Genomic DNA, 21,050 nt, shown 5'->3' with positions numbered 1-21,050 from the left:
TTTATAAAACTGAAATAGCGACCTTCACGACTATTTTGCGGATCGCCGTGGCGACAGTTTTATGACATGCAGGGCGGTGAACATCCTGCGGGAAAAATATGGCGTAGCTTCCTGGAATCATTTCAATAAACGATTCATGTTCGCTGGCGTGATAAAAAATAATATCGCGCTGTTCTAATAACGATTCACTGATTGGGTTATTCCCGGTATCAATGGCGATACCGATTTTTTCTTCACCCCAGGCCAGAAATTGAATATCCAGATAGCGGCGATGCACTTCCGGGCGATTTTCGGTAACGTCACGCGTGGTTAAATCAATAACCTGCGCGAAGATATTTTTACCGTCGATCTCCACCACGCCCGGTTCCAGTTTGCGGAAGTCTGTGCTGCGCAGAAAGTCGAGCGCCCTTTCAATCGCAGCGGGTAAACGACATGGGTTAGGCTGAACGATATGTCCAAAAATCATACTCTGACTCCTTACAACGCCTGAATTTTGGCCCAGACGCTGTCATCAACGGTGATACCGTTGCGGCGGTTTTCTTCCAGCAGCTTTGTAAACTCGTGGCCCGGCAGGCGGACAGGCGTGTTTTCATCAGCGCGTTCGGCGGTGGTGATGAAATCCATAATCCGCTGTAGCTTGGCATCACGGGTGGCGCCATCGATCAGCTTGTCTACTTCAATGGCGATGAAAATCTGCGAAACGCCATATTCATCGCTGTTGTCCTGGGTGACCTCGGCCACGGAAGAACCGTCAGAAAGCAGGGTGGCGATCATATCCAGCACAATCGACAGGCCAGAACCTTTCCAGTAACCCATTGGCAAAATACGGCGATTTTTTTCGATAACGCCAGGTTCTCTGGTGAGGTTACCTTCATCGTCGAACCCGCCGTCCACCGGCAGTTCACGGCCCGCCAGACGGTTAACTTCCAGCATGCCGTAGGAGAACATCGACATCGACATATCGACCATGGTGATTGGCGTGGAGGGGATGGCAACAATCAGCGGGTTAGTGCCGATGCGGCACTCTTTCGAACCCCACGGCGGCATGACGGCAATCGAGTTAGTCCAGCAGATACCGATGTACCCTTTCTCCGCCGCCTGCCAGCCATAGCTGCCGCCGCGCATCCAGTGGTTGGCGTTACGCAGCGCGACCAGGCCAATACCGTGATCGGAGGCCAGTTCGATGGCTCGGTCCATCATCTTTTTCGCCGTCAAATTGCCGATCGAACGCTGGGCATCCCACTGCTCAATTGCCCCCAGGCTGGTAATGCGCTGCGGTTTGGCCTCAGGAATGATGTCACCGTTATCCAGTTGCTGAATGAAACGGGGAAAACGGTTGACGCCGTGCGAATACACGCCGGACTCGGTGGTGCGCGCAAACATTTCGGCACAGGCATCGGCGGTTTCAACGGCGATATCGCGTGCCAGCAGTACCCGATTGAACGCATCTTTCAACTGCTCAAAAGTGACTTTCATTCCTGTTTCCTTGTTTAAATTTGATCGCTTTTTTATCTCTAAATTTCACTATGCGAAATCTGATTTCAAATATAGCGATCAAATTTTGACAGATCAACGGGGCACCCTGTTTTTTAAAATCATGAAAATCAAATGGTTGTGTTTTTTCGGTTCAGATCGTGAACTGAAACACACTTTGCGCTACCATCAGAGCGCGACGAAAAGGGGAGCGGAAACGATGGGCACAAAAGAGAGTGAGATGACGCAAGACAAAGAGCGGCCAGCCGGAAGTCAGAGCCTGTTCCGTGGTTTGATGTTGATTGAGATTTTGAGCAACTATCCGAATGGTTGCCCGTTGGCGCATTTGTCTGAACTGGCAGGGCTGAACAAAAGTACCGTGCATCGACTGCTGCAAGGGCTGCAATCCTGCGGATATGTCACCCCCGCGCCCGCGGCAGGGAGTTATCGCCTGACCACCAAATTTATTGCCGTGGGTCAGAAGGCGTTGTCGTCACTGAACATCATCCATGTTGCTGCGCCGCACCTTGAAGCGCTGAATATCGCCACCGGTGAAACCATCAACTTCTCCAGTCGTGAAGACGACCATGCGATTTTGATTTATAAGCTGGAGCCGACGACGGGCATGCTGCGTACCCGCGCTTATATCGGTCAGCATATGCCGCTGTATTGCTCGGCGATGGGCAAAATTTATATGGCGTTTGGTCATCCGGACTATGTGGAATCTTACTGGCAGAGCCATCAGGATCTGATTCAGCCGCTGACCCGCAATACCATTACCGGTTTACCGGCCATGTACGATGAGTTGGCGCAGATCCGCGAAAGCAGTATGGCGATGGATCGGGAAGAGAACGAGCTGGGTGTTTCCTGCATCGCCGTGCCGGTGTTTGATATTCATGGGCGGGTGCCGTACTCGGTATCGATTTCACTTTCTACCTCGCGCCTCAAGCAGGTCGGAGAAAAGAATTTACTCAAGCCGCTGCGCGAAACCGCGCAGGCCATTTCCAATGAGCTGGGCTTTACCGTTCGCGATTAGGCGCATGCCTGACGTCGTTCAGGCACCTGACACTATTTAACCGTTTCCCCTGTCCGATCAAAGCGACGGGGGGAATCTCTCTGGCACTCTGTGGTTTTCACGCAGAGGGGGGGGCAATGAACGCGTTTATTATGGCGGATGCGGAAAAATGTATTGGGTGTCGTACCTGCGAAGTGGCCTGTGTCGTCGCGCATCAACAAAACCAGGACTGCGCGTCTGTTTCTTCTGCTGCGTTTACCCCGCGGATCCGCGTGATCAAAGACGACGCCTTTACGACGGCGGTCGCTTGTCATCAATGCGAAGATGCTCCCTGCGCGAATGTTTGCCCAACGCACGCCATTCGTCGTGAACATGGGCATATCTTCGTTGAACAGACACGTTGTATTGGTTGTAAAAGCTGTATGCTGGCCTGCCCGTTTGGGGCGATGAATGTCGTCTCCCGCTCGTCTCGGGTGCAGGCGATAAAATGCGATCTGTGCTGGCACCGTGAGGCGGGACCCGCGTGTGTCGAAGCCTGCCCGACCAGCGCGTTGCAGTGTATAGATGCGGTCAGCATCCAGAAACAACGTCTACGCTCCCAGCCGCTGTGAAAATAGCCCGACCCGTGTCTGGGTCGGGTTTATCATCAGCCTTCCAGCCAGGCGCGTTCGATCTCTTCAGCCAGAATCTTCACGCCAGCCTCGATTTTTTCCGGTTCCGGTACGTAATTCATCCGCATGCACTGATGCGTATGCGGCCAGGGTTTATCCAGCCCTGGGAAGAAGTAATCACCGGGAACCATCAGCACGCCACGTGCTTTCAGGCGCTGATACAGCAGTTCAGTCGTGATGGGCAAATCTTTGAACCACAGCCACAGGAAAATCGCGCCCTCTGGTTTATGGATCAGGCAGCGATCTTCAGATAAATAGCGGCGAATGATCGCAATAGTCTGCTGAACACGCTGATAATAAAACGGTTTGATCACCGTCTCAGACAGACGCAGCAGGTCGTTGCGCTTAATCATTTCGCACATGATTGCCGGACCCATTCCGCCAGGTGCAAGGCTGATAATGCCGTTCATATTGGTGATGGCGGTGATGATTTTTTCATTCGCGATAATGATGCCGCAGCGGGAGCCCGGCAGTCCCAGCTTGGAAAGGCTCATGCACAGTACAATGTTAGGGTTCCACAACGGGCGTGCTTCGCTAAAGATGATGCCGGGGAACGGTACGCCATAGGCATTATCAATCACCAACGGGATCCCATGCTGGTTGGCCAGCCGATCCAGCTTCATCAGCTCTTCATCGGTGATCACGTTGCCTGTTGGGTTGGTCGGACGTGATACGCAGATCATGCCCGTCTCTTCACCGATGTGCAGGTGTTCAAAATCAACGTGATACTTAAACTGACCTTCCGGTAACAGTTCGATGTTTGGGCGTGCTGAGACAAAGAGATCTTCTTCCAGGCCGGAATCGGCATAGCCAATATATTCCGGGGCCAACGGGAACAACACTTTTCGGGTGGTTCCATCGGCGCGACGTCCGGCGAAGAGGTTGAATAAGTAGAAAAACGCGCTCTGACTGCCATTTGTCAGTGCAATATTTTGTGGTTCGATATCCCAGCCCAGCTTCTCACGTAGTAATTTCGCCAGCTCAGACAGTAGCTCGGTTTTACCTTGTGGACCGTCATAATTACAAAGCGCATCAGTGGCTTTGCCGTTTTCCAGCATTTCTGCCAGCAGAGACTGAAAGTAATTTTGCATCTCTGGTATTTGCGCCGGATTACCGCCACCGAGCATGATAGCGCCTGGGGTGCGTAAGCCGTCGTTGAGGTCCTCCATCAGGCGTGTGATGCCTGAATGGCGGGTAAATTTGTTGCCAAAAAGTGAGAATGTCATAGCAGGTGATCTGTCGAACTCAGTATTAAAGTGGCTAACCATAGCGCTACCTATGGCGGGGTGCAAATCAGGCCCACGGAGCAGAATTGATGTTTTGTGCTGCAGATTTTTTTCTGGATAGTTTTTTATATTGAATCTGGCTTCCCGTGCCGTTGAGCATGAGAAGCCTGTTGGGATCAGGGTTGACCGGCCCACACCACCATGGCTTTATCGTCGCCATGTTCGCGGATAAATCCATATCCCTGTTTCAGAGTTAGCGTGGTTTGTTTACCGGCACCAATGGCGGGATGTCTGGCCCTGAACTGGCTGATGCGCTGCCAGTGCGCGACGCTGGCGGCAGATTTCCCGCTAACGTCCTGCCAGTTCATCTGCGAGCGTGTACCCTGTAACGGGTCTGAGCCGGTTGGGCCGAAAGGTCGTGCCGACTCGTCGCCATAAAAGAGTTGTACCGCGCCCGGCGCCAGCAGCAATAGCTCGGCGGCTTTATCTCCACCTTCGCGGAACAAACGCGTATCGTGCGAGGAGAGATAGCTCAGGACGTTGAAGTCCTGCAGTTTATCCGCCATCTGCTGCCAGGTGAGATCCATATTTGCCAGACAATCGACGGCCTTTGCCGCCTGCTCCTGATAGTCGAAATTGATCATCGCGTCGAAGCCGTGATGGTAATAATCGCTTTGCATGACGCCGTGACCCCAGGCTTCGCCGGTCATCCAGAAGGGTTTATCATCCAGCGCTTTATCCGGGTTGGCTTTCTTCCATTCGACTAACGCCGCGCTGGCCTGTGTTTTTAGCTGCTGCCAGGCGGGAAGCTCGACGTGTTTGGCGGTATCGACCCGAAAACCGTCAATCCCGTAATCACGTACCCACTGACTGAGCCAGTGCGTCAGATAATCCCGGGGCGTGTAACCAGCAATGGCTTTGGCGTGCGTATCCGGCTTGTGCTGATAAAAGTTTGGCAGTCCGGAAGGTGTGGTGGATTCGGTTTTCAGATCGGGCAGGAACGCCAGCGACATGGTCAGGTCATCAAAGCCAGGATTGTCGTAATCGCCAATATCGGTGCGGATCCAGTTTTTCCCCCACCATTTTTCCCAGCCGGCTTTATCACTGAAATTGATGTAATCATTAAAACTGTGCCAGCTCTGCCCGGCAGCGGGTTTCCAGTCCGTCCAGCGTTCACCGAGCGTTTTTTTCAGCTCATCGCCCGATAAGTACAGCGCCCCAAACTGATACTCCTGCATATCCGCCAACGTGGCGTAGCCGGTATGGTTCATCACCACATCAAACAGGACACGGATACCGCGCTGGTGTGCGCCATCTACCAGCGCACGCAGATCCACTTCGTTACCCATGTTGGCATCAATCGTTGTCCAGTCCTGGGTGTAGTAGCCGTGGTAAGCGTAGTGGGGAAAATCGCCTTTGGCGCCACCCCCAACCCAGCCGTGGATTTGCTCAAACGGTGCGCTGATCCACAAGGCGTTGACGCCCAACTGTTGCAGGTAGTCGAGTTTACTGGTGAGCCCGCGCAAATCGCCTCCGTGGAAAGTGCCAATTTCCTGCATGCCATCGTTGCGACGTCCGTAGCTGTGGTCGTTGCTCGGATCACCATTCACAAAGCGGTCCGTCAGGACGAAATACACCGTAGCGTTATGCCAGTCGAAAGCAGCCGGGGCATCGGTTTCTGCCCGTTCCAGCAGCAACAGCCCGTTACTGGCCGCGGCAGGCTGTAGGGTAATCGACCCATTCTTTACCGTTGCCGTTTGTTTGCTGTAGTAATCGCGCACCACGGCACCTTCCGGGAAAGTCTGGCTCACATCCAGTGTTAACGGCGAACCATCCCATTTCGGGCACTGGCGAATCTGGGTCGTGACAGGGTCTGCGTCGCTTTTTACCGAGAGCATCAACGTTGGCGTTCCGGAGCGGGTATCGACTTCCAGCGTGTAATCGCCGTCTTTGAATAAACGCCACTGCGGCGGCACGCCTTCACACGGTTTTAGCGACAGCATCTGGTTGAGTTTTATCGCATCAGCAGGCTGCCAGCACTGTTGGTCAAAATTCAGGATTAAAGGGCGAGTACCCTTCGTCAACGCTGCATGGCTGACGAATTTACCCGTACCTTCCGCTTCGAAGGTGGGAAGTTCTGGAGAAGTCCATGATGAGGCGATGGCAATGCCGGGTATCAGCGCCAGCGCAACGGCGGCAAGTTTCATAATGCTGTCCTTGATGCTGCGATTTACGCCAGTTTGCCAGTGAAATCAGAGCGGAAACTCATCCTTAGCGTCGATTCCGCCCGGATGAGAGATGAGGGTGAGCGATCACGCGCAAAAAACGACCTAATTTTGCGATAACCTCCACATTTTCTTCGAATTAACCGCACCCGGAACGGTTTGTACGTGACATAGTTTCAGAATTGGACTATTCCTTTGGGTGCTCTTGACGGCTATTTTTGATATGATTTGAGATTCATCTCTCATTTTTGTGAAAAATATAAGGTGTTGGAATGTTTAAATCCGACCAGGAGACCTAATGATATTGACTCCCATTCGACGATATGGGGCAATGATTCTTATGTTACTCACCATTGCATTTTCGGGTGAGATGCTGGCAAAGACACACACGGCGACAACGAGTCATAAGCCCCAGGTAATCAAGGCAAGTAATACACAGGTAAGCAGTAAACAAGAGTATTCTCGCAATAGTGCAAAGAGTAGTTCACTTCCTGATTTGCGAAAATACCCTTCCGGAACACCAAGGAAAAAAGCGTTTCTCCGGACGGTTATGCCTTATATTACCAGTCAAAATGCTGCCATTACGGCGGACCGTAACTGGCTGATCTCAAAGCAGTACCAGAATCGCTGGTCACCGACTGAGCGTTCGCGTATGAAAGACATCGCGAAACGCTACAAGGTGAGCTGGTCTGGCAACACGCGTAAAATTCCATGGAATACGCTGCTTGAACGCGTAGACATCATTCCTACCAGTATGGTGGCGACTATGGCTGCGGCTGAAAGCGGTTGGGGCACATCGAAACTGGCGCGTAGCAATAACAACCTGTTTGGCATGAAATGTGTCAAAGGCCGCTGCAACAATGCACCCGGTAAGGTGAAAGGCTACTCACAGTTTGAATCGGTAAAAGAGTCGGTGAATGCCTATGTCATTAACCTGAACACGCATCCGGCATACTCTTCCTTCCGTAAATCGCGCGCGCAGTTGCGTAAAGCCGATCAGGAAGTGACAGCGACCGCGATGATCCATAAGCTGAAGGGGTACTCCACCAAAGGACAGAGTTACAATAACTATCTGTTCGCGATGTACCAGGATAACCAGCGTTTAATCGCCGCGCATATGTAATTTCCACAGGCCTGATGGCACGACGCTTATCAGGCCTGTGAGCCGCTCTGCAGGCCGGATAAGGCGAAACCGTCATCCGACACAATTCCCCTACAGCAACACCTCACTGTTCATGTCACGGTACTCTTTTGGCGTCGTGTCGTATTCTTTCTTGAAAACGGAATAGAAATACTGCAACGACGGGTAGCCGCACATTTGTGAAATTTCGTTTATCGCGAGCGTCGTGGAGATCAACAGGCTACGCGCTTTTTCCAGTTTTTCGGCATGAATCACGGCGTGGATGGTTTCCCCGACCTCATCTTTAAAGCGCTTCTCGAGATTCGAACGTGAAATCCCTACTGCATCCAGCACTTGCTCGACTTTGATGCCTTTACAGGCATGGTTGCGGATAAAGTGCATTGCCTGAATGACAGCGGGATCGGTCAGTGAGCGATAGTCGGTTGAACGACGATTCACGACGCGTACCGGAGGCACCAGAATACGTTGCAGCGGCAGTTCTTCATTCGCCAGTAAGCGGTGCAGAAGTTTTGCTGCCTGATAGCCCATTTGTCGCGCGCCCTGAGCAACGGATGACAGTGCGACGCGGGACAGGTAACGGGTGAGTTCTTCGTTATCGATCCCAATAACACACAGTTTTTCCGGCACCGGGATATGCAAATGCTCGCAGGCCTGCAGAACATGCCGCGCACGCGCGTCGGTCACGGCGATAATACCGGTTTGCGGGGGTAAAGTTTGCAGCCAGTCCGCCAGTCGATTTTGGGCGTGTTGCCAGTTTTCTGGTGCGGTTTCCAGCCCCTGATAGACAACACCACGGTACTTCTCTTTGGCGACCAACTGGCAAAAGGCATATTCACGCTCGGCAGCCCAGCGCTTGCCGCTGGAAGAGGGCAGACCATAAAATGCGAATCGGTTGACCCCTTTTTCTTTCAGATGCAAAAAAGCGCTTTCCACCAGTGCATGGTTATCGGTCGCAATGTAATGGACGGGGGGATAATCGCTTTCAAGATGGTAGGAACCCCCAACGCCGATGATCGGAACATCGACATCGGCAAGTAATTGCGCAATGTCATCATCGTCATAATCAGCAATAACACCGTCGCCTAACCAGTCTTTGATATTATCAATACGGGCACGGAAATCTTCCTCAATGAATATATCCCACTCGGATTGCGATGCCTGTAAATATTCACCTACGCCCTCTACCACCTGACGGTCATAGGCTTTATTAGCATTAAATAATAGGGTGATGCGGTGTCGTTTATCAAACATAAGAGCCTGTCCTGAAAGGTTAACGTGGCCTGTCAATACTACCAAAACCGCAGGTGCGACTACTTGATGAAGCGTGACAAATTTCTTATTTGCGTAACGCTACGCAAAATTCACACACCCCGACCAGGAAGACAATTGTCATTTCTTATCTGTGTATTACGGTTTTTTGTTTATTGATGAAGAGCCGATCACGATCGCTTTTTTAATTGCTTATTCAGTGTGCATTTTTGGGAGCCAGCGCACATTTGGGTATTCTCTTAATGGCGGTGTGAAATAACGTAATTGAGCAATAAATCAGGAAATTCCAGTATGACTGTATCGCAGTTTACTTGCCGTATTACCTGATTATGGAGCTTATTATGCAGGCTTATTTTGACCAACTCGATCGCGTTCGTTTTGAAGGTACAAAATCCACTAATCCACTCGCATTTCGCCATTACAACCCTGATGAAATCGTGCTGGGCAAGCGCATGGAAGAGCATCTGCGCTTTGCCGCCTGCTACTGGCACACTTTCTGCTGGAACGGCGCGGATATGTTCGGTATGGGGGCATTCGACCGTCCGTGGCAACAGCCGGGTGAAGCATTGGCGCTGGCAAAACGTAAAGCGGATGTGGCATTTGAGTTTTTCCATAAGCTGAATGTGCCTTACTACTGCTTCCATGATGTTGACGTCTCGCCTGAAGGCGCGTCACTGAAAGAGTATAAAAATAACTTTGCCCAGATGGTGGATGTGCTGGCGGCAAAACAGGAACAGAGCGGCGTGAAACTGCTGTGGGGTACGGCAAACTGCTTTACTAACCCACGTTATGGCGCAGGTGCGGCGACTAACCCGGATCCGGAAGTCTTCAGCTGGGCGGCTACGCAGGTCGTGACTGCCATGGATGCCACACATAAGTTAGGTGGCGAAAACTACGTCCTGTGGGGCGGCCGTGAAGGTTATGAAACGCTGCTTAATACCGACCTGCGTCAGGAACGTGAGCAGATTGGCCGCTTTATGCAACTGGTGGTCGAGCATAAACACAAAACAGGTTTTCAGGGCACCTTACTGATCGAACCGAAGCCGCAGGAACCCACTAAACATCAGTATGACTACGATGCCGCGACTGTTTACGGATTCCTGAAGCAGTTCGGTCTGGAAAAAGAGATCAAACTGAATATTGAAGCAAACCATGCCACGCTGGCAGGCCATTCGTTCCACCACGAAATCGCTACGGCGATTGCTCTGGGGCTATTTGGTTCCGTCGATGCGAACCGTGGCGACGCGCAACTGGGCTGGGACACTGACCAGTTCCCGAACAGCGTAGAAGAGAATGCGCTGGTCATGTACGAAATCCTGAAAGCGGGCGGTTTTACCACTGGAGGCCTGAACTTTGATGCCAAAGTCCGTCGTCAGAGTACTGATAAATACGATCTGTTCTATGGTCATATTGGTGCGATGGATACCATGGCGCTGTCGCTGAAAATTGCGGCCCGTATGATTGAAGACGGTGGCCTGGATCAGCGCGTGGCAAAACGTTATGCCGGTTGGAATGGTGAGCTGGGCCAGCAAATTCTGAAAGGTCAGATGACGCTGACGGAAATTGCGCAGTACGCTGAACAACATAACCTGGCACCGGTGCACCAGAGCGGTCATCAGGAATTGCTGGAAAATCTGGTAAACCATTATTTGTTCGACAAATAACGGACTGCTGAGTACGTCCGTAAGCCCGGATAGCGATTTGCTACCGGGCCTTTCTTTAAGGAACGATACCCTATGTATATCGGGATAGATCTTGGTACATCAGGCGTAAAGGCCATTCTGCTCAACGAGCAGGGCGATGTGGTGGCCTCGCACACGGAGAAACTGACCGTCTCGCGCCCGCATCCGTTATGGTCGGAGCAGGATCCTGAACAGTGGTGGCTGGCGACGGATCGGGCTGTGAAAACGTTGGGCCAGCAGCATTCGCTTCGCGAGGTGAAAGCGCTGGGGATTGCCGGACAGATGCACGGTGCGACGCTACTGGATGAGCAACAGAAGGTTCTGCGTCCGGCAATCCTGTGGAACGATGGTCGCTGTGCTGAAGAGTGCGTCATGCTTGAGGAGCGGGTTCCGCAATCGCGTGCCATCACCGGCAACCTGATGATGCCTGGCTTTACCGCCCCTAAATTGCTGTGGGTGCAGCGCCACGAACCGGACATTTTCAGCCGGGTTGATAAAGTTCTGCTGCCGAAAGATTACCTGCGTCTGCGTATGACCGGAGAGTTTGCCAGCGATATGTCGGATGCCGCAGGTACGATGTGGCTGGATGTCGCGAAACGTGACTGGAGTGACGTCATGTTGTCTGCGTGTCAACTGACTCGCGCACATATGCCGACCTTGTACGAGGGCAGTGCGATTACTGGAACGCTGTTGCCTGGTGTCGCGCAATCCTGGGGCATGTCAGAGATTCCCGTAGTGGCGGGTGGCGGTGATAACGCGGCGGGGGCGGTTGGCGTCGGCATGATGAATGCCGGTCAGGCTATGCTCTCGCTGGGGACTTCCGGGGTCTATTTTGCGGTCAGCGACGGTTTTCTCAGCAAACCGGAAAGCGCAGTCCATAGCTTTTGCCATGCTCTACCTGAAAGATGGCACCTGATGTCCGTGATGCTAAGTGCGGCATCCTGCCTGGAATGGGCGGCAAAACTAACCGGGATGGCAAGTGTACCTGCGCTGATTGATGCCGCACAGCAGGCAAATGAGCAGGCTGAACCGGTCTGGTTTTTACCCTATCTCTCAGGTGAACGTACGCCGCACAACAACCCGCAAGCGAAGGGTGTCTTTTTTGGTCTGACGCATCAGCATGGTCCGGCAGAACTGGCGCGAGCGGTACTGGAAGGTGTGGGATTTGCCTTAGCCGATGGTATGGATGTGGTACATGCCTGTGGCGTGCAGCCCGCCAGCATTACACTGATTGGCGGTGGGGCGCGCAGTGAATACTGGCGTCAAATGCTGTCTGACATCAGCGGATTGCAACTGGATTACCGTACCGGCGGTGATGTTGGCCCTGCACTCGGTGCGGCGCGCCTGGCGCAAATTGCCATCAATCCGCAACGGCCATTATCTGACCTGTTGCCTCAGCTTACGCTGGAGCAGGCGCATTATCCTGACGCCGGGCGTCATGCTCTTTACCAACAGCGTCGAGAAACCTTCCGCCGAATCTATCAGCAATTACAACCACTGATGTCCTGACCCTAAATCCCCTCTGGTAAACAGAGGGGATTTATCAAATATATATTTCAATCTAATAAATAATTGGCGTGCATGAATTTATTCTGAAAGTCCGGCGTAGTGGCATTTTTTTGTGTTGTCTTTAGCGGGTTATTCATATTGTATCCATGATGGATAAGGAGATCCCAATGAAGACGACAAGGCTATTGCCATGGCTATTGTTTCTTTCCGGCGCACTCATTTACGTTATTGGCTTATGGCGGGCGTGCCCGTTATTGAGTGGCAAAGGCTATTTTTTCGGCGTGCTGATGAAGGGAATGTTTGTGACGTACGCTTATCAGCGTGCTGTAAATCTCAATCAGAACGACGAACGCTTCGCCTCTGTGTGTCAGATGGTGGCACTCATCACGATAGGATTGCTACTGGTGGGGGTGTGGAACGCTCCATTAGCGCCCATTGAAAAGGCGCTGTACCCAGCGGCATTCTTTATTTGTTTATGGGGGCAAATTTTATTGTTGCGCCTGCAAAATACGGGGGATTAACTCACCAGCCTGCGCGTATCGATGCGCTGCAACAATATGGACAACAGTAAACTTCCTGCCAGCGTGGCGCTAAAAATCCACAGTATATCCAGCGGCGGCCAGTTTTTGAGCTCAATGCCGTTGGTGCGCAGCGCGTGAATGATCAGCGCATGAAAGCCATAAATTCCTAATGAGTGGCGGGAAATAAGGCCCAGTACCGGCAGTGTGCGCGTGCTGAGCGTGTTTTTGATCAGCGTCAGAAGTGAGGCGGCACAAATAAACACCGCTGGTCCGCAGTAGAGATACCAGGTATCGGCAAAATTGCCTCGCCACTGGAGCTCATGTAGCGTCCCGCGGGAAATAACAAACACGGCGACGAGACACAACGCTGCGCAGAGCCAGGTGAGTGAGCGCTTTTGCGTGTCCATCATACCAATCGCCCGGCCCAGCATGCCGTACAGAATGTAGTAGAACGTATCGCCACTGATGTACAGGTTGATGGGAAGCCACTCAAAGCCGCCAATTTTTTGCGAGACGGTATTGGGATTGGCAATCACGCCTATCACCACCATCAATGCCAGCAGCATTTTTCCGCTGACATTTTTCACCTGAATAAGCGGGGATACCAGGTAGATAACGGCAATAGCGAAGAAAAACCATAGGTGGTAGAACACCGGCTTTTGCAGCAGGTTCTTCAGCGACAGCTCAGCGTTGATCGAGGTAAACAGCAGGATGTAGGCCAGCGCCACGCTACTGTAAAACAGAATGCAGAGCGCGATGCGCGTGAAATGGCGCGGTTTGGCGCTGCGTTCGCCGAAAAAGAGATAACCCGAGATCATAAAAAACAGCGGGACGCTGACGCGAGAGGCGGAATTGAGCACGTTGGCCAGATCCCAATTTACCGGGCTGACGCTTTGCGCATTGGTGATGTACCAGGTCGTGGTGTGAATCATCACAACCATTAAACAGGCGATCCCGCGCAGATTATCAATCCAGTAAATTTTGGGCTGCATCAGTTCCTCTGTTTTCATTAAAAAAAGTCTGACCAGTATTTGCGAACATCGCTCACTGGATTAATCCGAGTTATTACGCTAAAGCTTGTGATGGCCTGGGGAGATTCTCACAATAGGATCCGTTCCCAGACACTAATAATAAGACTGACCAGCAAACCAGGCGGTAATAAAATGATGATGAAGTATTTCTTTCCAGCAATCCTCACACTGCTGCTGGTGGGGTGCGCCGATCCACAATCGTCAGCACCCGTGCAGAAAGCGCAAAAGGGCAAAATTACTGCCACGCGTTCGCTGGACATGGAGTCATTGTGCAAAAGTGAAGCATCGGAGCTTTATAATACGGGCGCCCAGAAAATTGCTATCACCGGTCTTGAGCAATTTCAGGGTAGCTATGAGATGCGCGGTTCTACCTTCCGCAAAGAGAGTTTTGTCTGCTCATTTGACGCAGACGGGCAGTTTTTGCACCTTTCCATGCGCTAAGTTCCCCCTTTTTCCCGTTTCGTACTGTATATCTTGCAGCCAGCGGGTATACTGATCGCTTCCTTTAAATCCACACGTATCCAGCACGAAATAATATGCAAAAGTTTGATACTAGGACCTTCCAGGGCTTGATCCTGACCTTACAGGATTACTGGGCTCGCCAGGGCTGCACCATCGTTCAACCATTGGACATGGAAGTCGGCGCGGGGACATCTCACCCAATGACCTGCCTGCGTGCACTGGGGCCGGAACCGATGGCGACTGCTTATGTGCAGCCTTCTCGTCGTCCGACCGACGGGCGCTATGGCGAAAACCCGAACCGCTTACAGCACTACTATCAGTTCCAGGTGGTGATTAAGCCGTCACCGGACAATATTCAGGAATTGTACCTGGGTTCTCTGAAAGAGCTGGGTATGGACCCGACCATTCACGATATCCGTTTCGTGGAAGATAACTGGGAAAACCCAACACTGGGCGCCTGGGGTCTGGGTTGGGAAGTGTGGCTGAACGGCATGGAAGTCACACAGTTCACCTACTTCCAGCAGGTTGGTGGTCTGGAATGTAAGCCAGTTACCGGGGAAATCACCTACGGTCTGGAACGTCTGGCCATGTACATTCAGGGCGTAGACAGCGTTTACGACCTGGTCTGGAGCGACGGTCCGCTGGGCAAAACAACCTACGGCGACGTGTTCCATCAGAACGAAGTGGAGCAATCCACCTACAACTTCGAATACGCTGATGTGGACTTCCTGTTCACCTGCTTCGAGCAGTACGAGAAAGAAGCGCAGCAGCTGCTGGCGCTGGAAAACCCGCTGCCGCTGCCTGCGTATGAACGTATTCTGAAAGCCGCCCATAGCTTCAACCTGCTGGATGCGCGTAAAGCCATCTCCGTCACCGAGCGTCAGCGCTACATCCTGCGCATTCGCACCCTGACCAAAGCAGTGGCAGAAGCTTACTACGCTTCCCGTGAAGCCCTTGGCTTCCCGATGTGCAACAAAGACAAATAAGAGGCGGCCATGTCTGAGAAAACTTTTCTGGTGGAAATCGGCACTGAAGAGCTGCCACCAAAAGCACTGCGCAGCCTGGCTGAGTCCTTTGCTGCGAACGTTACCGCGGAGCTGGACAACGCTGGCCTCGCGCACGGCAATGTTGAGTGGTTTGCCGCTCCACGTCGTCTGGCGCTGAAAGTCGCTGCCCTGGCAGAATCTCAACCCGATCGTGAAGTTGAGAAACGCGGGCCGGCCATTGCCCAGGCGTTTGATGCTGAAGGTAAACCGAGTAAAGCGGCAGAAGGTTGGGCGCGCGGTTGCGGTATCACGGTTGATCAGGCTGAGCGTCTGACCACCGACAAAGGCGAGTGGCTGCTGTATCGCGCGCATGTGAAAGGCGAAAGCGCTGAAACGCTGCTGCCGAACATGATCGCCACTTCGCTGGCGAAGCTGCCGATCCCGAAACTGATGCGCTGGGGCGCGTCTGACGTTCACTTCGTGCGTCCGGTTCACACCGTGACCCTGCTGCTGGGCGACAAAGTCATTCCGGCAACGATTCTGGGAATTCAGTCCGATCGCGTGATCCGCGGTCATCGTTTTATGGGCGAGCCTGAATTTACTATTGATACTGCCGATCAGTACCCGGAAATCCTGCGTGAGCGCGGCAAGGTGATTGCCGATTACGCCGAGCGTAAAGCGAAAATCAAAGCCGATGCTGAAGAAGCGGCGCGTAAGATCGGCGGTAACGCTGACCTGAGCGAAAGCCTGCTGGAAGAGGTCACCTCGCTGGTAGAATGGCCGGTCGTGCTGACCGCGAAGTTCGAAGAGAAATTCCTCGCGGTTCCGTCTGAAGCGCTGGTACACACCATGAAAGGTGACCAGAAGTACTTCCCGGTTTACGCGAACGACGGCAAATTGCTGCCGAACTTTATCTTCGTGGCCAACATCGAATCGAAAGATCCGACCCAGATTATCTCCGGTAACGAGAAGGTGGTTCGTCCGCGTCTGGCGGATGCCGAATTCTTCTTCAATACCGACCGTAAAAAACGACTGGAAGATCATCTGCCGCGTCTGCAAACCGTGCTGTTCCAACAGCAGCTGGGTACGCTGCGCGACAAGACTGACCGTATCCAGGCGCTGGCGGGCTGGATTGCTGGTCAAATTGGCGCTGACGTTAACCACGCAACGCGTGCTGGCCTGCTGTCCAAGTGCGACCTGATGACCAACATGGTCTTCGAGTTCACCGACACCCAGGGCGTGATGGGTATGCACTACGCGCGTCACGATGGCGAAGCGGAAGATGTTGCTGTGGCGCTGAACGAGCAGTATCAGCCGCGCTTTGCCGGTGATGACCTGCCGTCTAACCCGGTGGCTTGTGCCGTGGCGATTGCTGACAAGATGGACACCCTGGCGGGTATCTTCGGTATTGGTCAGCATCCGAAAGGCGACAAAGACCCGTTTGCGCTGCGTCGTGCTGCGCTGGGCGTGCTGCGTATCATCGTTGAGAAGAACCTGAATCTGGATCTGCAAACGCTGACGGAAGAGGCTGTTCGTCTGTATGGCGATAAGCTGACCAACGCGAAAGTGGTTGATGACGTTATCGACTTTATGCTTGGTCGCTTCCGCGCCTGGTATCAGGACGAAGGTTACACCGTCGATACCATTCAGGCCGTGCTGGCGCGTCGTCCGACTCGTCCGGCTGATTTCGACGCACGTATGAAGGCGGTTTCACACTTCCGTACGCTGGAAGCTGCTTCTGCACTGGCTGCCGCGAACAAGCGCGTATCAAATATTCTGGCGAAGTCTGAAGAAACGCTGAACGACCGTGTGAATGCGGCAACGCTGAAAGAGCCGGAAGAAATTGCGCTGGCGATGCAGGTTGTGGTGCTGCGCGATAAGCTGGAGCCTGTCTTCGCTGCCGGTCATTACCAGGAAGCGCTGGTTGAGCTATCTGCGCTACGTGAACCGGTCGATGCGTTCTTCGAGAAAGTGATGGTTAACGTGGAAGATAAAGATCTGCGTATTAACCGTCTGTCTATGCTCGAAAAACTGCGTGAACTGTTCCTGCGCGTGGCGGATATTTCGCTGCTGCAGTAACGGTCATGAGCTGACTTAGAAAATGCCGGATGGCGGCTTCGCCTTATCCGGTCTACGAGATAAACACCAGTAGGCCGGATAAGCATTGCGCCATCCGGCATTTTTTTATGTTGTTAGCGCAGCTGTAATTTAGTCAGACAGGTCTGGCTGTCTTCCATGGTCTTAATGGGATACTCCGCTGTTTTGCCGTTGTAGCTTACTGCGATGGTGCCTGCCATATTGCGCGGTAGCCAAACTCCGACGAAGCCATTTCGACCACTCTTCATCTCTTTTTGTAGCACCACATCACCCTTGTTATCCGTTACTTTGACATTAAATGTCTTCTCCGGCATTTCGCCCTGGCAGCCAGAAAGGCTGTGGTTGAAGCAAGGATGTGTTTGCCATTCATAAGGGGCAAATGACAGATAGAACTTGTCACCGAGCGGCAGGGTATAGATCTGATCGCCCGAAGAGAGCTTCAGTTCAGTACTGGTGATGGATGCCGAGTAGGGCAGTGGGCGGCTCTGGGGAGACTGGTCAATAGCTTCGACGATTTGCTCGACGGATTTCCCGCTGAGCCCGTGTTCCGCCAAAAAGGTGGCTTCAGGGGTTGCGGCGAACGCGCTACCGGTGGTGAGTAAACCTAAAACCAGCAGCAATGAGGATTTCGACATAGCTTCAATTCCTTGTGAACGTTGTGGAATACAGACTGGCTCACTATAAAGCTTGCCCTTAGGGAAAGGTCAAAGGGGCGGCGGGTAAAGTAATGCAAAGACGCGTGTGGGCGAGGTGTTTTTCGAAGTACAGATAAAAAAAATCCCCGCCGTTGGGCAGGGATTCAGAATTTTGAGCTTTTTAAGCTTACAGGCTGGTTACGTTGCCAGCTGCCGGGCCTTTAGCGCCGCTTTCGATGGTGAAGGAAACTTTCTGACCTTCGTCCAGAGATTTGTAGCCATCGTTCTGGATAGCAGAGAAGTGTACGAACACGTCTTTAGAGCCATCGTCAGGAGTGATGAAGCCGAAGCCTTTGTCAGCGTTGAACCATTTTACGATACCAGTCATTTTACCGGACATAGTGTATTACCTTTTAAAAAATAAGTGTGCCTTTCGGCGATATGGCGTGCTTTACAGATTTTTTAACAGTAAAGGAAATGCTCACTACGAGGGTATCAACGATAACTCTTGAAGGGACTTGCCTTACTAACTGCTGTAATGGTCTGTACGTCAAACCGTTGAGGGCATTAACTCATTTTACGCAGGTGGATGCAACTACTATTTTCTTTTTTGCGGATATTGGCAGTGGAGGAACGGCCCTTCTGCAGGACCGCTCTTATGTCAAACTTGAAAATAACTTAATCCATCAACTGCTTACTTAATCGTGGGTCTGCCTGAATCAGGCGCATCAACTTCAATTCGGTACTGGATGGCTTCACTCGTTTAGACTCCCATTCATGAACCATCGCGACCGTTACGCCCATCACCCGGGCGAAATCATCTGTTTTTAAACCTGTCCCTCGTCGTAGTTGTTCAAATTCAGCGAAAGGGTTGGTTTTTTGCGTCTGGGTAACCGTCTGCGATACATCTTTAAAAACAATCTGCTCCAGACTGCTTAGCAGTTCAAACATAGGATCTTTGTATTCCATTGAGAACTCCTATAAATCACACAGCGGGATCGTGAATTTCATCGAAGCTCATTAAGCGTAGTCGGAAAAAATGAAGGCGAATTTAAGGTATGCGTTGTGGATTCGTTTCAGCGAATCGCGGGTGACAACCTTTAGTTGGCTAACGAACTGATAAAGGTCGGGATCTCCGATCGAACCATTCCAATTGTAAAGATGACTAAAATAGAGTGCCGCTATGTGAAGGGAGCATTGTTGAGCAAAACACAGGGCGGCGGAAACCGTTATTTTCCCCCACAAGATTACGCGGAAAGGGTATCTTGCGGGGCTGACCTGGACTATCCTTGTCAACGTCAGGCACGCGGGTGTCGTTGTGCGCATTTTTGGGTGAAAGGAGTATTAAAATGGCGACAGGTAAGTCCTGCTCTCGCTGGTTTGCGCCTGTTTTGGCGCTCTTAATGGTAGTTGGCCTGAGTGGGTGTTTTGATAAAGAAGGCGATCAACGCAAAGCGTTTATCGATTTTCTGCAGAATACTGCAATGCGTAGCGGAGAGCGTTTACCGACGCTGACTGCCGATCAGAAAAAACAGTTTGGCCCGTTTGTGTCCGATTACGCGATTCTTTATGGCTATTCACAGCAGGTTAATCAGGCAATGGACTCCGGTCTGCGCCCGGTTGTTGATAGCGTAAATGCAATCCGTGTTCCTCAGGATTATATGACTCAGCGTGAACCGCTGCGTCAGGCAAATGGCGCGCTGGGTGTGTTAGGACAACAGTTGCAGAATGCGAAGCTACAGGCAGATGCTGCCCATGGCGCGCTGAAGCAGGGTGATGACCTGAAACCTGTCTTTGATCAGGTTTACAGCAAAGTCGTGACCGCACCGGCAGAGGCGTTACAGCCGCTGATCCCAGCCGCGCAAGTTTTCACGCAGCAGTTGGTGCAGGTAGGCGATTTTATCGCGCAGCAGGATACGCAGGTGAGCTTTGTCGCCAACGGCATCCAGTTCCCAACCTCACAACAGGCCAGTCAGTACAATACGCTGATTGGCCCGCTGGCGGCGCAGCATCAGGCATTTAATCAGGCATGGACTGCTGCGGTGAATGCCGCGCAGTAATCGTCGTACGGTAAGACACATTAAAGGCCGGGTGAGCATCAATGCTACCCGGCCTTTTGTGTTATTTGGCCACTTGCGGATTCACGCAGTTCTTCTCAACTTTCCCCTGCAGTGCGTCAATTAAGTTATCCACAGCACAAGCCGCCATGTTATAGCGCGTTTCATGCGTGGCTGAACCAATATGCGGTACCGCCACCACATTCGGCAACGACAGCAGCGGTGAGTCTGACGGCAACGGCTCTTGTTCAAACACATCCAGGCCCGCGGCATGAATCTCCCCGCTTTGCAGTGCGGCGATCAGTGCGTTTTCATCCACCACCGGGCCACGCCCAGCGTTAATGAAAATGGCAGAAGACTTCATTTTGGCAAACTGTTCGGTACTGAACAGATGGTGGGTTTCGTCCGTTAACGGCAGAATCAGGCAAACAAAATCCGCTTCCTGCAGCAGCGTATCCAGGTCGCAGTAGCGCGCGTTGAAACGTTCTTCCGCTTCCTGATGGTGACGACGCGCGTTGTAGAGAATCGGCATGCTAAAGCCGAAATGCGCGCGTTGCGCCAGCGCCAGCCCAATGCGTCCCATGCCGACAATGCCCAGCGTCTTGTGGTGAACATCGGTACCAAACCAGTCGGCTCCGATGCTTTTTGTCCATTCGCCTGCCTTCACGCGCTCGGCGACTTCCACCACGCGGCGAGCGGTGCTTAACACCAGCGCCATTACCGTGTCTGCCACGGTTTCTGTCAGCACCGTTGGCGTGTGCATCAGCAGCACCTTACGTGCGTTAAGGGCATCGACATCGAAGTTGTCATAGCCTACGGAAATGGTGGAGGTCGCGCGCAGTTTCGGCATTTTCTCCAGCAGGGCGGTATTGACGGCTTCACTGGAGCCCAGCAGGCCTTCCGCGCTGGCAAAGGCTTCGGCGTGCTGTGCTACGGTTTCTGAACGCAGGTTAGGCACCTGAGTGACAGTAAAATGCTCTTCCAGGCGATGCAGTAAATCGTCAGGTAACGCTTTATAGAGAATAATGGACGGCTTCATGCGAATCTCCG

General features: G+C 52.4%; 20 protein-coding genes. 10 read left to right on the top strand and 10 right to left on the bottom strand.

Features of this window, described 5'->3' with window-relative positions:
* Position 1: 1 nt before the first annotated feature.
* Positions 2-466: a YhcH/YjgK/YiaL family protein gene (locus tag SK32_RS19255; RefSeq protein WP_048213677.1), complete on the bottom strand. Its 465-nt coding sequence runs from the start codon at positions 464-466 to the stop codon at positions 2-4.
* 11 nt (positions 467-477) lie between these two features.
* Entirely contained in the window at positions 478-1,476 is a 999-nt protein-coding gene (gene yiaK, locus SK32_RS19250; RefSeq protein WP_048213676.1) for a 3-dehydro-L-gulonate 2-dehydrogenase, read from the bottom strand.
* Between the two features lie 217 nt (positions 1,477-1,693).
* On the opposite strand from yiaK, the gene yiaJ reads away from it, so the two are divergent.
* Together yiaJ and SK32_RS19240 are read left to right on the top strand one after the other, a co-directional pair.
* A complete protein-coding gene (yiaJ, locus tag SK32_RS19245) occupies positions 1,694-2,509 on the top strand; it encodes an IclR family transcriptional regulator YiaJ (protein WP_048213806.1) in 816 nt (271 codons plus the stop codon).
* 116 nt (positions 2,510-2,625) lie between these two features.
* Entirely contained in the window at positions 2,626-3,099 is a 474-nt protein-coding gene (locus SK32_RS19240; RefSeq protein ID WP_048213675.1) for a 4Fe-4S dicluster domain-containing protein, read from the top strand.
* A gap of 35 nt (positions 3,100-3,134) precedes the next feature.
* Here SK32_RS19240 and avtA read toward each other — a convergent pair whose 3' ends face one another.
* Together avtA and malS are read right to left on the bottom strand one after the other, a co-directional pair.
* Positions 3,135-4,385 carry a valine--pyruvate transaminase gene (gene avtA, locus SK32_RS19235; protein WP_048213674.1) on the bottom strand — a complete coding sequence of 417 codons (1,251 nt, stop codon included), beginning with the start codon at positions 4,383-4,385 and terminating at the stop codon, positions 3,135-3,137.
* Between the two features lie 176 nt (positions 4,386-4,561).
* On the bottom strand, positions 4,562-6,592 hold the full coding sequence (gene malS / locus SK32_RS19230) for an alpha-amylase (protein WP_048213673.1): 2,031 nt from the start codon (positions 6,590-6,592) through the stop codon (positions 4,562-4,564).
* Between the two features lie 316 nt (positions 6,593-6,908).
* Between malS and SK32_RS19225 the strand changes: the two genes are divergently transcribed.
* A complete protein-coding gene (locus SK32_RS19225; protein ID WP_048213672.1) occupies positions 6,909-7,733 on the top strand; it encodes a protein bax in 825 nt (274 codons plus the stop codon).
* A 90-nt stretch (positions 7,734-7,823) separates the two neighbouring features.
* Here the strand turns inward: SK32_RS19225 and xylR are convergent, their stop codons facing one another.
* Positions 7,824-9,002 carry a D-xylose utilization transcriptional activator XylR gene (gene xylR / locus SK32_RS19220; protein WP_048213671.1) on the bottom strand — a complete coding sequence of 393 codons (1,179 nt, stop codon included), beginning with the start codon at positions 9,000-9,002 and terminating at the stop codon, positions 7,824-7,826.
* Between the two features lie 359 nt (positions 9,003-9,361).
* On the opposite strand from xylR, the gene xylA reads away from it, so the two are divergent.
* The 3 genes from xylA to yiaB all read left to right on the top strand — a co-directional run bounded on the left by xylA (position 9,362) and on the right by yiaB (position 12,732).
* On the top strand, positions 9,362-10,684 hold the full coding sequence (gene xylA / locus SK32_RS19215) for a xylose isomerase (protein WP_048213670.1): 1,323 nt from the start codon (positions 9,362-9,364) through the stop codon (positions 10,682-10,684).
* A 72-nt stretch (positions 10,685-10,756) separates the two neighbouring features.
* Entirely contained in the window at positions 10,757-12,211 is a 1,455-nt protein-coding gene (gene xylB, locus SK32_RS19210) for a xylulokinase (RefSeq protein ID WP_048213669.1), read from the top strand.
* Between the two features lie 167 nt (positions 12,212-12,378).
* Positions 12,379-12,732 (top strand): inner membrane protein YiaB, encoded by a 354-nt coding sequence (yiaB, locus tag SK32_RS19205; RefSeq protein WP_048213668.1) that lies wholly within the window; start codon positions 12,379-12,381, stop codon positions 12,730-12,732.
* Here the strand turns inward: yiaB and SK32_RS19200 are convergent.
* Entirely contained in the window at positions 12,729-13,724 is a 996-nt protein-coding gene (locus SK32_RS19200) for an acyltransferase (RefSeq protein ID WP_040231778.1), read from the bottom strand. The two genes, yiaB and SK32_RS19200, sit on opposite strands and share 4 nt — an antisense overlap.
* Positions 13,725-13,895: 171 nt before the next feature.
* Here SK32_RS19200 and SK32_RS19195 point away from each other — a divergent pair, with 171 nt between their 5' ends.
* From SK32_RS19195 to glyS, 3 genes are all read left to right on the top strand, one after another.
* On the top strand, positions 13,896-14,204 hold the full coding sequence (locus tag SK32_RS19195) for a YsaB family lipoprotein (RefSeq protein WP_048213667.1): 309 nt from the start codon (positions 13,896-13,898) through the stop codon (positions 14,202-14,204).
* A gap of 95 nt (positions 14,205-14,299) precedes the next feature.
* Complete coding sequence (glyQ, locus tag SK32_RS19190) at positions 14,300-15,211, top strand: glycine--tRNA ligase subunit alpha (RefSeq protein WP_001168551.1); 912 nt, start codon at positions 14,300-14,302, stop codon at positions 15,209-15,211.
* Positions 15,212-15,220: 9 nt separating this feature from the next.
* Entirely contained in the window at positions 15,221-17,290 is a 2,070-nt protein-coding gene (glyS, locus tag SK32_RS19185; protein WP_048213666.1) for a glycine--tRNA ligase subunit beta, read from the top strand.
* Between the two features lie 113 nt (positions 17,291-17,403).
* On the opposite strand, the gene cueP is transcribed toward glyS, so the two are convergent.
* The 3 genes from cueP to SK32_RS19170 all read right to left on the bottom strand — a co-directional run bounded on the left by cueP (position 17,404) and on the right by SK32_RS19170 (position 18,912).
* Positions 17,404-17,943 carry a copper-binding periplasmic metallochaperone CueP gene (cueP, locus tag SK32_RS19180; protein ID WP_048213665.1) on the bottom strand — a complete coding sequence of 180 codons (540 nt, stop codon included), beginning with the start codon at positions 17,941-17,943 and terminating at the stop codon, positions 17,404-17,406.
* A 187-nt stretch (positions 17,944-18,130) separates the two neighbouring features.
* Positions 18,131-18,343: a transcription antiterminator/RNA stability regulator CspE gene (gene cspE / locus SK32_RS19175; RefSeq protein ID WP_000014594.1), complete on the bottom strand. Its 213-nt coding sequence runs from the start codon at positions 18,341-18,343 to the stop codon at positions 18,131-18,133.
* A gap of 278 nt (positions 18,344-18,621) precedes the next feature.
* Complete coding sequence (locus SK32_RS19170; protein ID WP_048213664.1) at positions 18,622-18,912, bottom strand: HTH-type transcriptional regulator; 291 nt, start codon at positions 18,910-18,912, stop codon at positions 18,622-18,624.
* A gap of 380 nt (positions 18,913-19,292) precedes the next feature.
* On the opposite strand from SK32_RS19170, the gene SK32_RS19165 reads away from it, so the two are divergent.
* Positions 19,293-20,003 (top strand): DUF3053 domain-containing protein, encoded by a 711-nt coding sequence (locus SK32_RS19165; RefSeq protein WP_048213663.1) that lies wholly within the window; start codon positions 19,293-19,295, stop codon positions 20,001-20,003.
* A 61-nt stretch (positions 20,004-20,064) separates the two neighbouring features.
* On the opposite strand, the gene ghrB is transcribed toward SK32_RS19165, so the two are convergent.
* Positions 20,065-21,039, bottom strand: coding sequence for a glyoxylate/hydroxypyruvate reductase GhrB (gene ghrB / locus SK32_RS19160; protein WP_048213662.1), 975 nt, complete (start codon positions 21,037-21,039; stop codon positions 20,065-20,067).
* Positions 21,040-21,050: the final 11 nt, after the last annotated feature.

Source organism: Citrobacter sp. MGH100, from assembly GCF_001034465.1.
Taxonomy (GTDB): domain Bacteria; phylum Pseudomonadota; class Gammaproteobacteria; order Enterobacterales; family Enterobacteriaceae; genus Citrobacter; species Citrobacter youngae.
This window is presented reverse-complemented; position numbering and strand designations above follow the sequence as displayed.

What these genes read in the sequence shown, in the direction of transcription:
- glyQ (WP_001168551.1), top strand. Translation starts at nt 14,300, where the DNA reads ATGCAAAAGTTTGATACTAGGACCTTCCAGGGCTTGATCCTGACCTTA.
- yiaB (WP_048213668.1), top strand. Translation starts at nt 12,379, where the DNA reads ATGAAGACGACAAGGCTATTGCCATGGCTATTGTTTCTTTCCGGCGCA.
- cspE (WP_000014594.1), bottom strand. Translation starts at nt 18,343, where the DNA reads ATGTCCGGTAAAATGACTGGTATCGTAAAATGGTTCAACGCTGACAAA.
- SK32_RS19255 (WP_048213677.1), bottom strand. Translation starts at nt 466, where the DNA reads ATGATTTTTGGACATATCGTTCAGCCTAACCCATGTCGTTTACCCGCT.
- ghrB (WP_048213662.1), bottom strand. Translation starts at nt 21,039, where the DNA reads ATGAAGCCGTCCATTATTCTCTATAAAGCGTTACCTGACGATTTACTG.
- SK32_RS19165 (WP_048213663.1), top strand. Translation starts at nt 19,293, where the DNA reads ATGGCGACAGGTAAGTCCTGCTCTCGCTGGTTTGCGCCTGTTTTGGCG.
- xylR (WP_048213671.1), bottom strand. Translation starts at nt 9,002, where the DNA reads ATGTTTGATAAACGACACCGCATCACCCTATTATTTAATGCTAATAAA.
- yiaK (WP_048213676.1), bottom strand. Translation starts at nt 1,476, where the DNA reads ATGAAAGTCACTTTTGAGCAGTTGAAAGATGCGTTCAATCGGGTACTG.
- SK32_RS19240 (WP_048213675.1), top strand. Translation starts at nt 2,626, where the DNA reads ATGAACGCGTTTATTATGGCGGATGCGGAAAAATGTATTGGGTGTCGT.
- SK32_RS19170 (WP_048213664.1), bottom strand. Translation starts at nt 18,912, where the DNA reads ATGGAATACAAAGATCCTATGTTTGAACTGCTAAGCAGTCTGGAGCAG.
- xylB (WP_048213669.1), top strand. Translation starts at nt 10,757, where the DNA reads ATGTATATCGGGATAGATCTTGGTACATCAGGCGTAAAGGCCATTCTG.
- xylA (WP_048213670.1), top strand. Translation starts at nt 9,362, where the DNA reads ATGCAGGCTTATTTTGACCAACTCGATCGCGTTCGTTTTGAAGGTACA.
- SK32_RS19200 (WP_040231778.1), bottom strand. Translation starts at nt 13,724, where the DNA reads ATGCAGCCCAAAATTTACTGGATTGATAATCTGCGCGGGATCGCCTGT.
- SK32_RS19195 (WP_048213667.1), top strand. Translation starts at nt 13,896, where the DNA reads ATGATGATGAAGTATTTCTTTCCAGCAATCCTCACACTGCTGCTGGTG.
- avtA (WP_048213674.1), bottom strand. Translation starts at nt 4,385, where the DNA reads ATGACATTCTCACTTTTTGGCAACAAATTTACCCGCCATTCAGGCATC.
- SK32_RS19225 (WP_048213672.1), top strand. Translation starts at nt 6,909, where the DNA reads ATGATATTGACTCCCATTCGACGATATGGGGCAATGATTCTTATGTTA.
- glyS (WP_048213666.1), top strand. Translation starts at nt 15,221, where the DNA reads ATGTCTGAGAAAACTTTTCTGGTGGAAATCGGCACTGAAGAGCTGCCA.
- cueP (WP_048213665.1), bottom strand. Translation starts at nt 17,943, where the DNA reads ATGTCGAAATCCTCATTGCTGCTGGTTTTAGGTTTACTCACCACCGGT.
- malS (WP_048213673.1), bottom strand. Translation starts at nt 6,592, where the DNA reads ATGAAACTTGCCGCCGTTGCGCTGGCGCTGATACCCGGCATTGCCATC.
- yiaJ (WP_048213806.1), top strand. Translation starts at nt 1,694, where the DNA reads ATGGGCACAAAAGAGAGTGAGATGACGCAAGACAAAGAGCGGCCAGCC.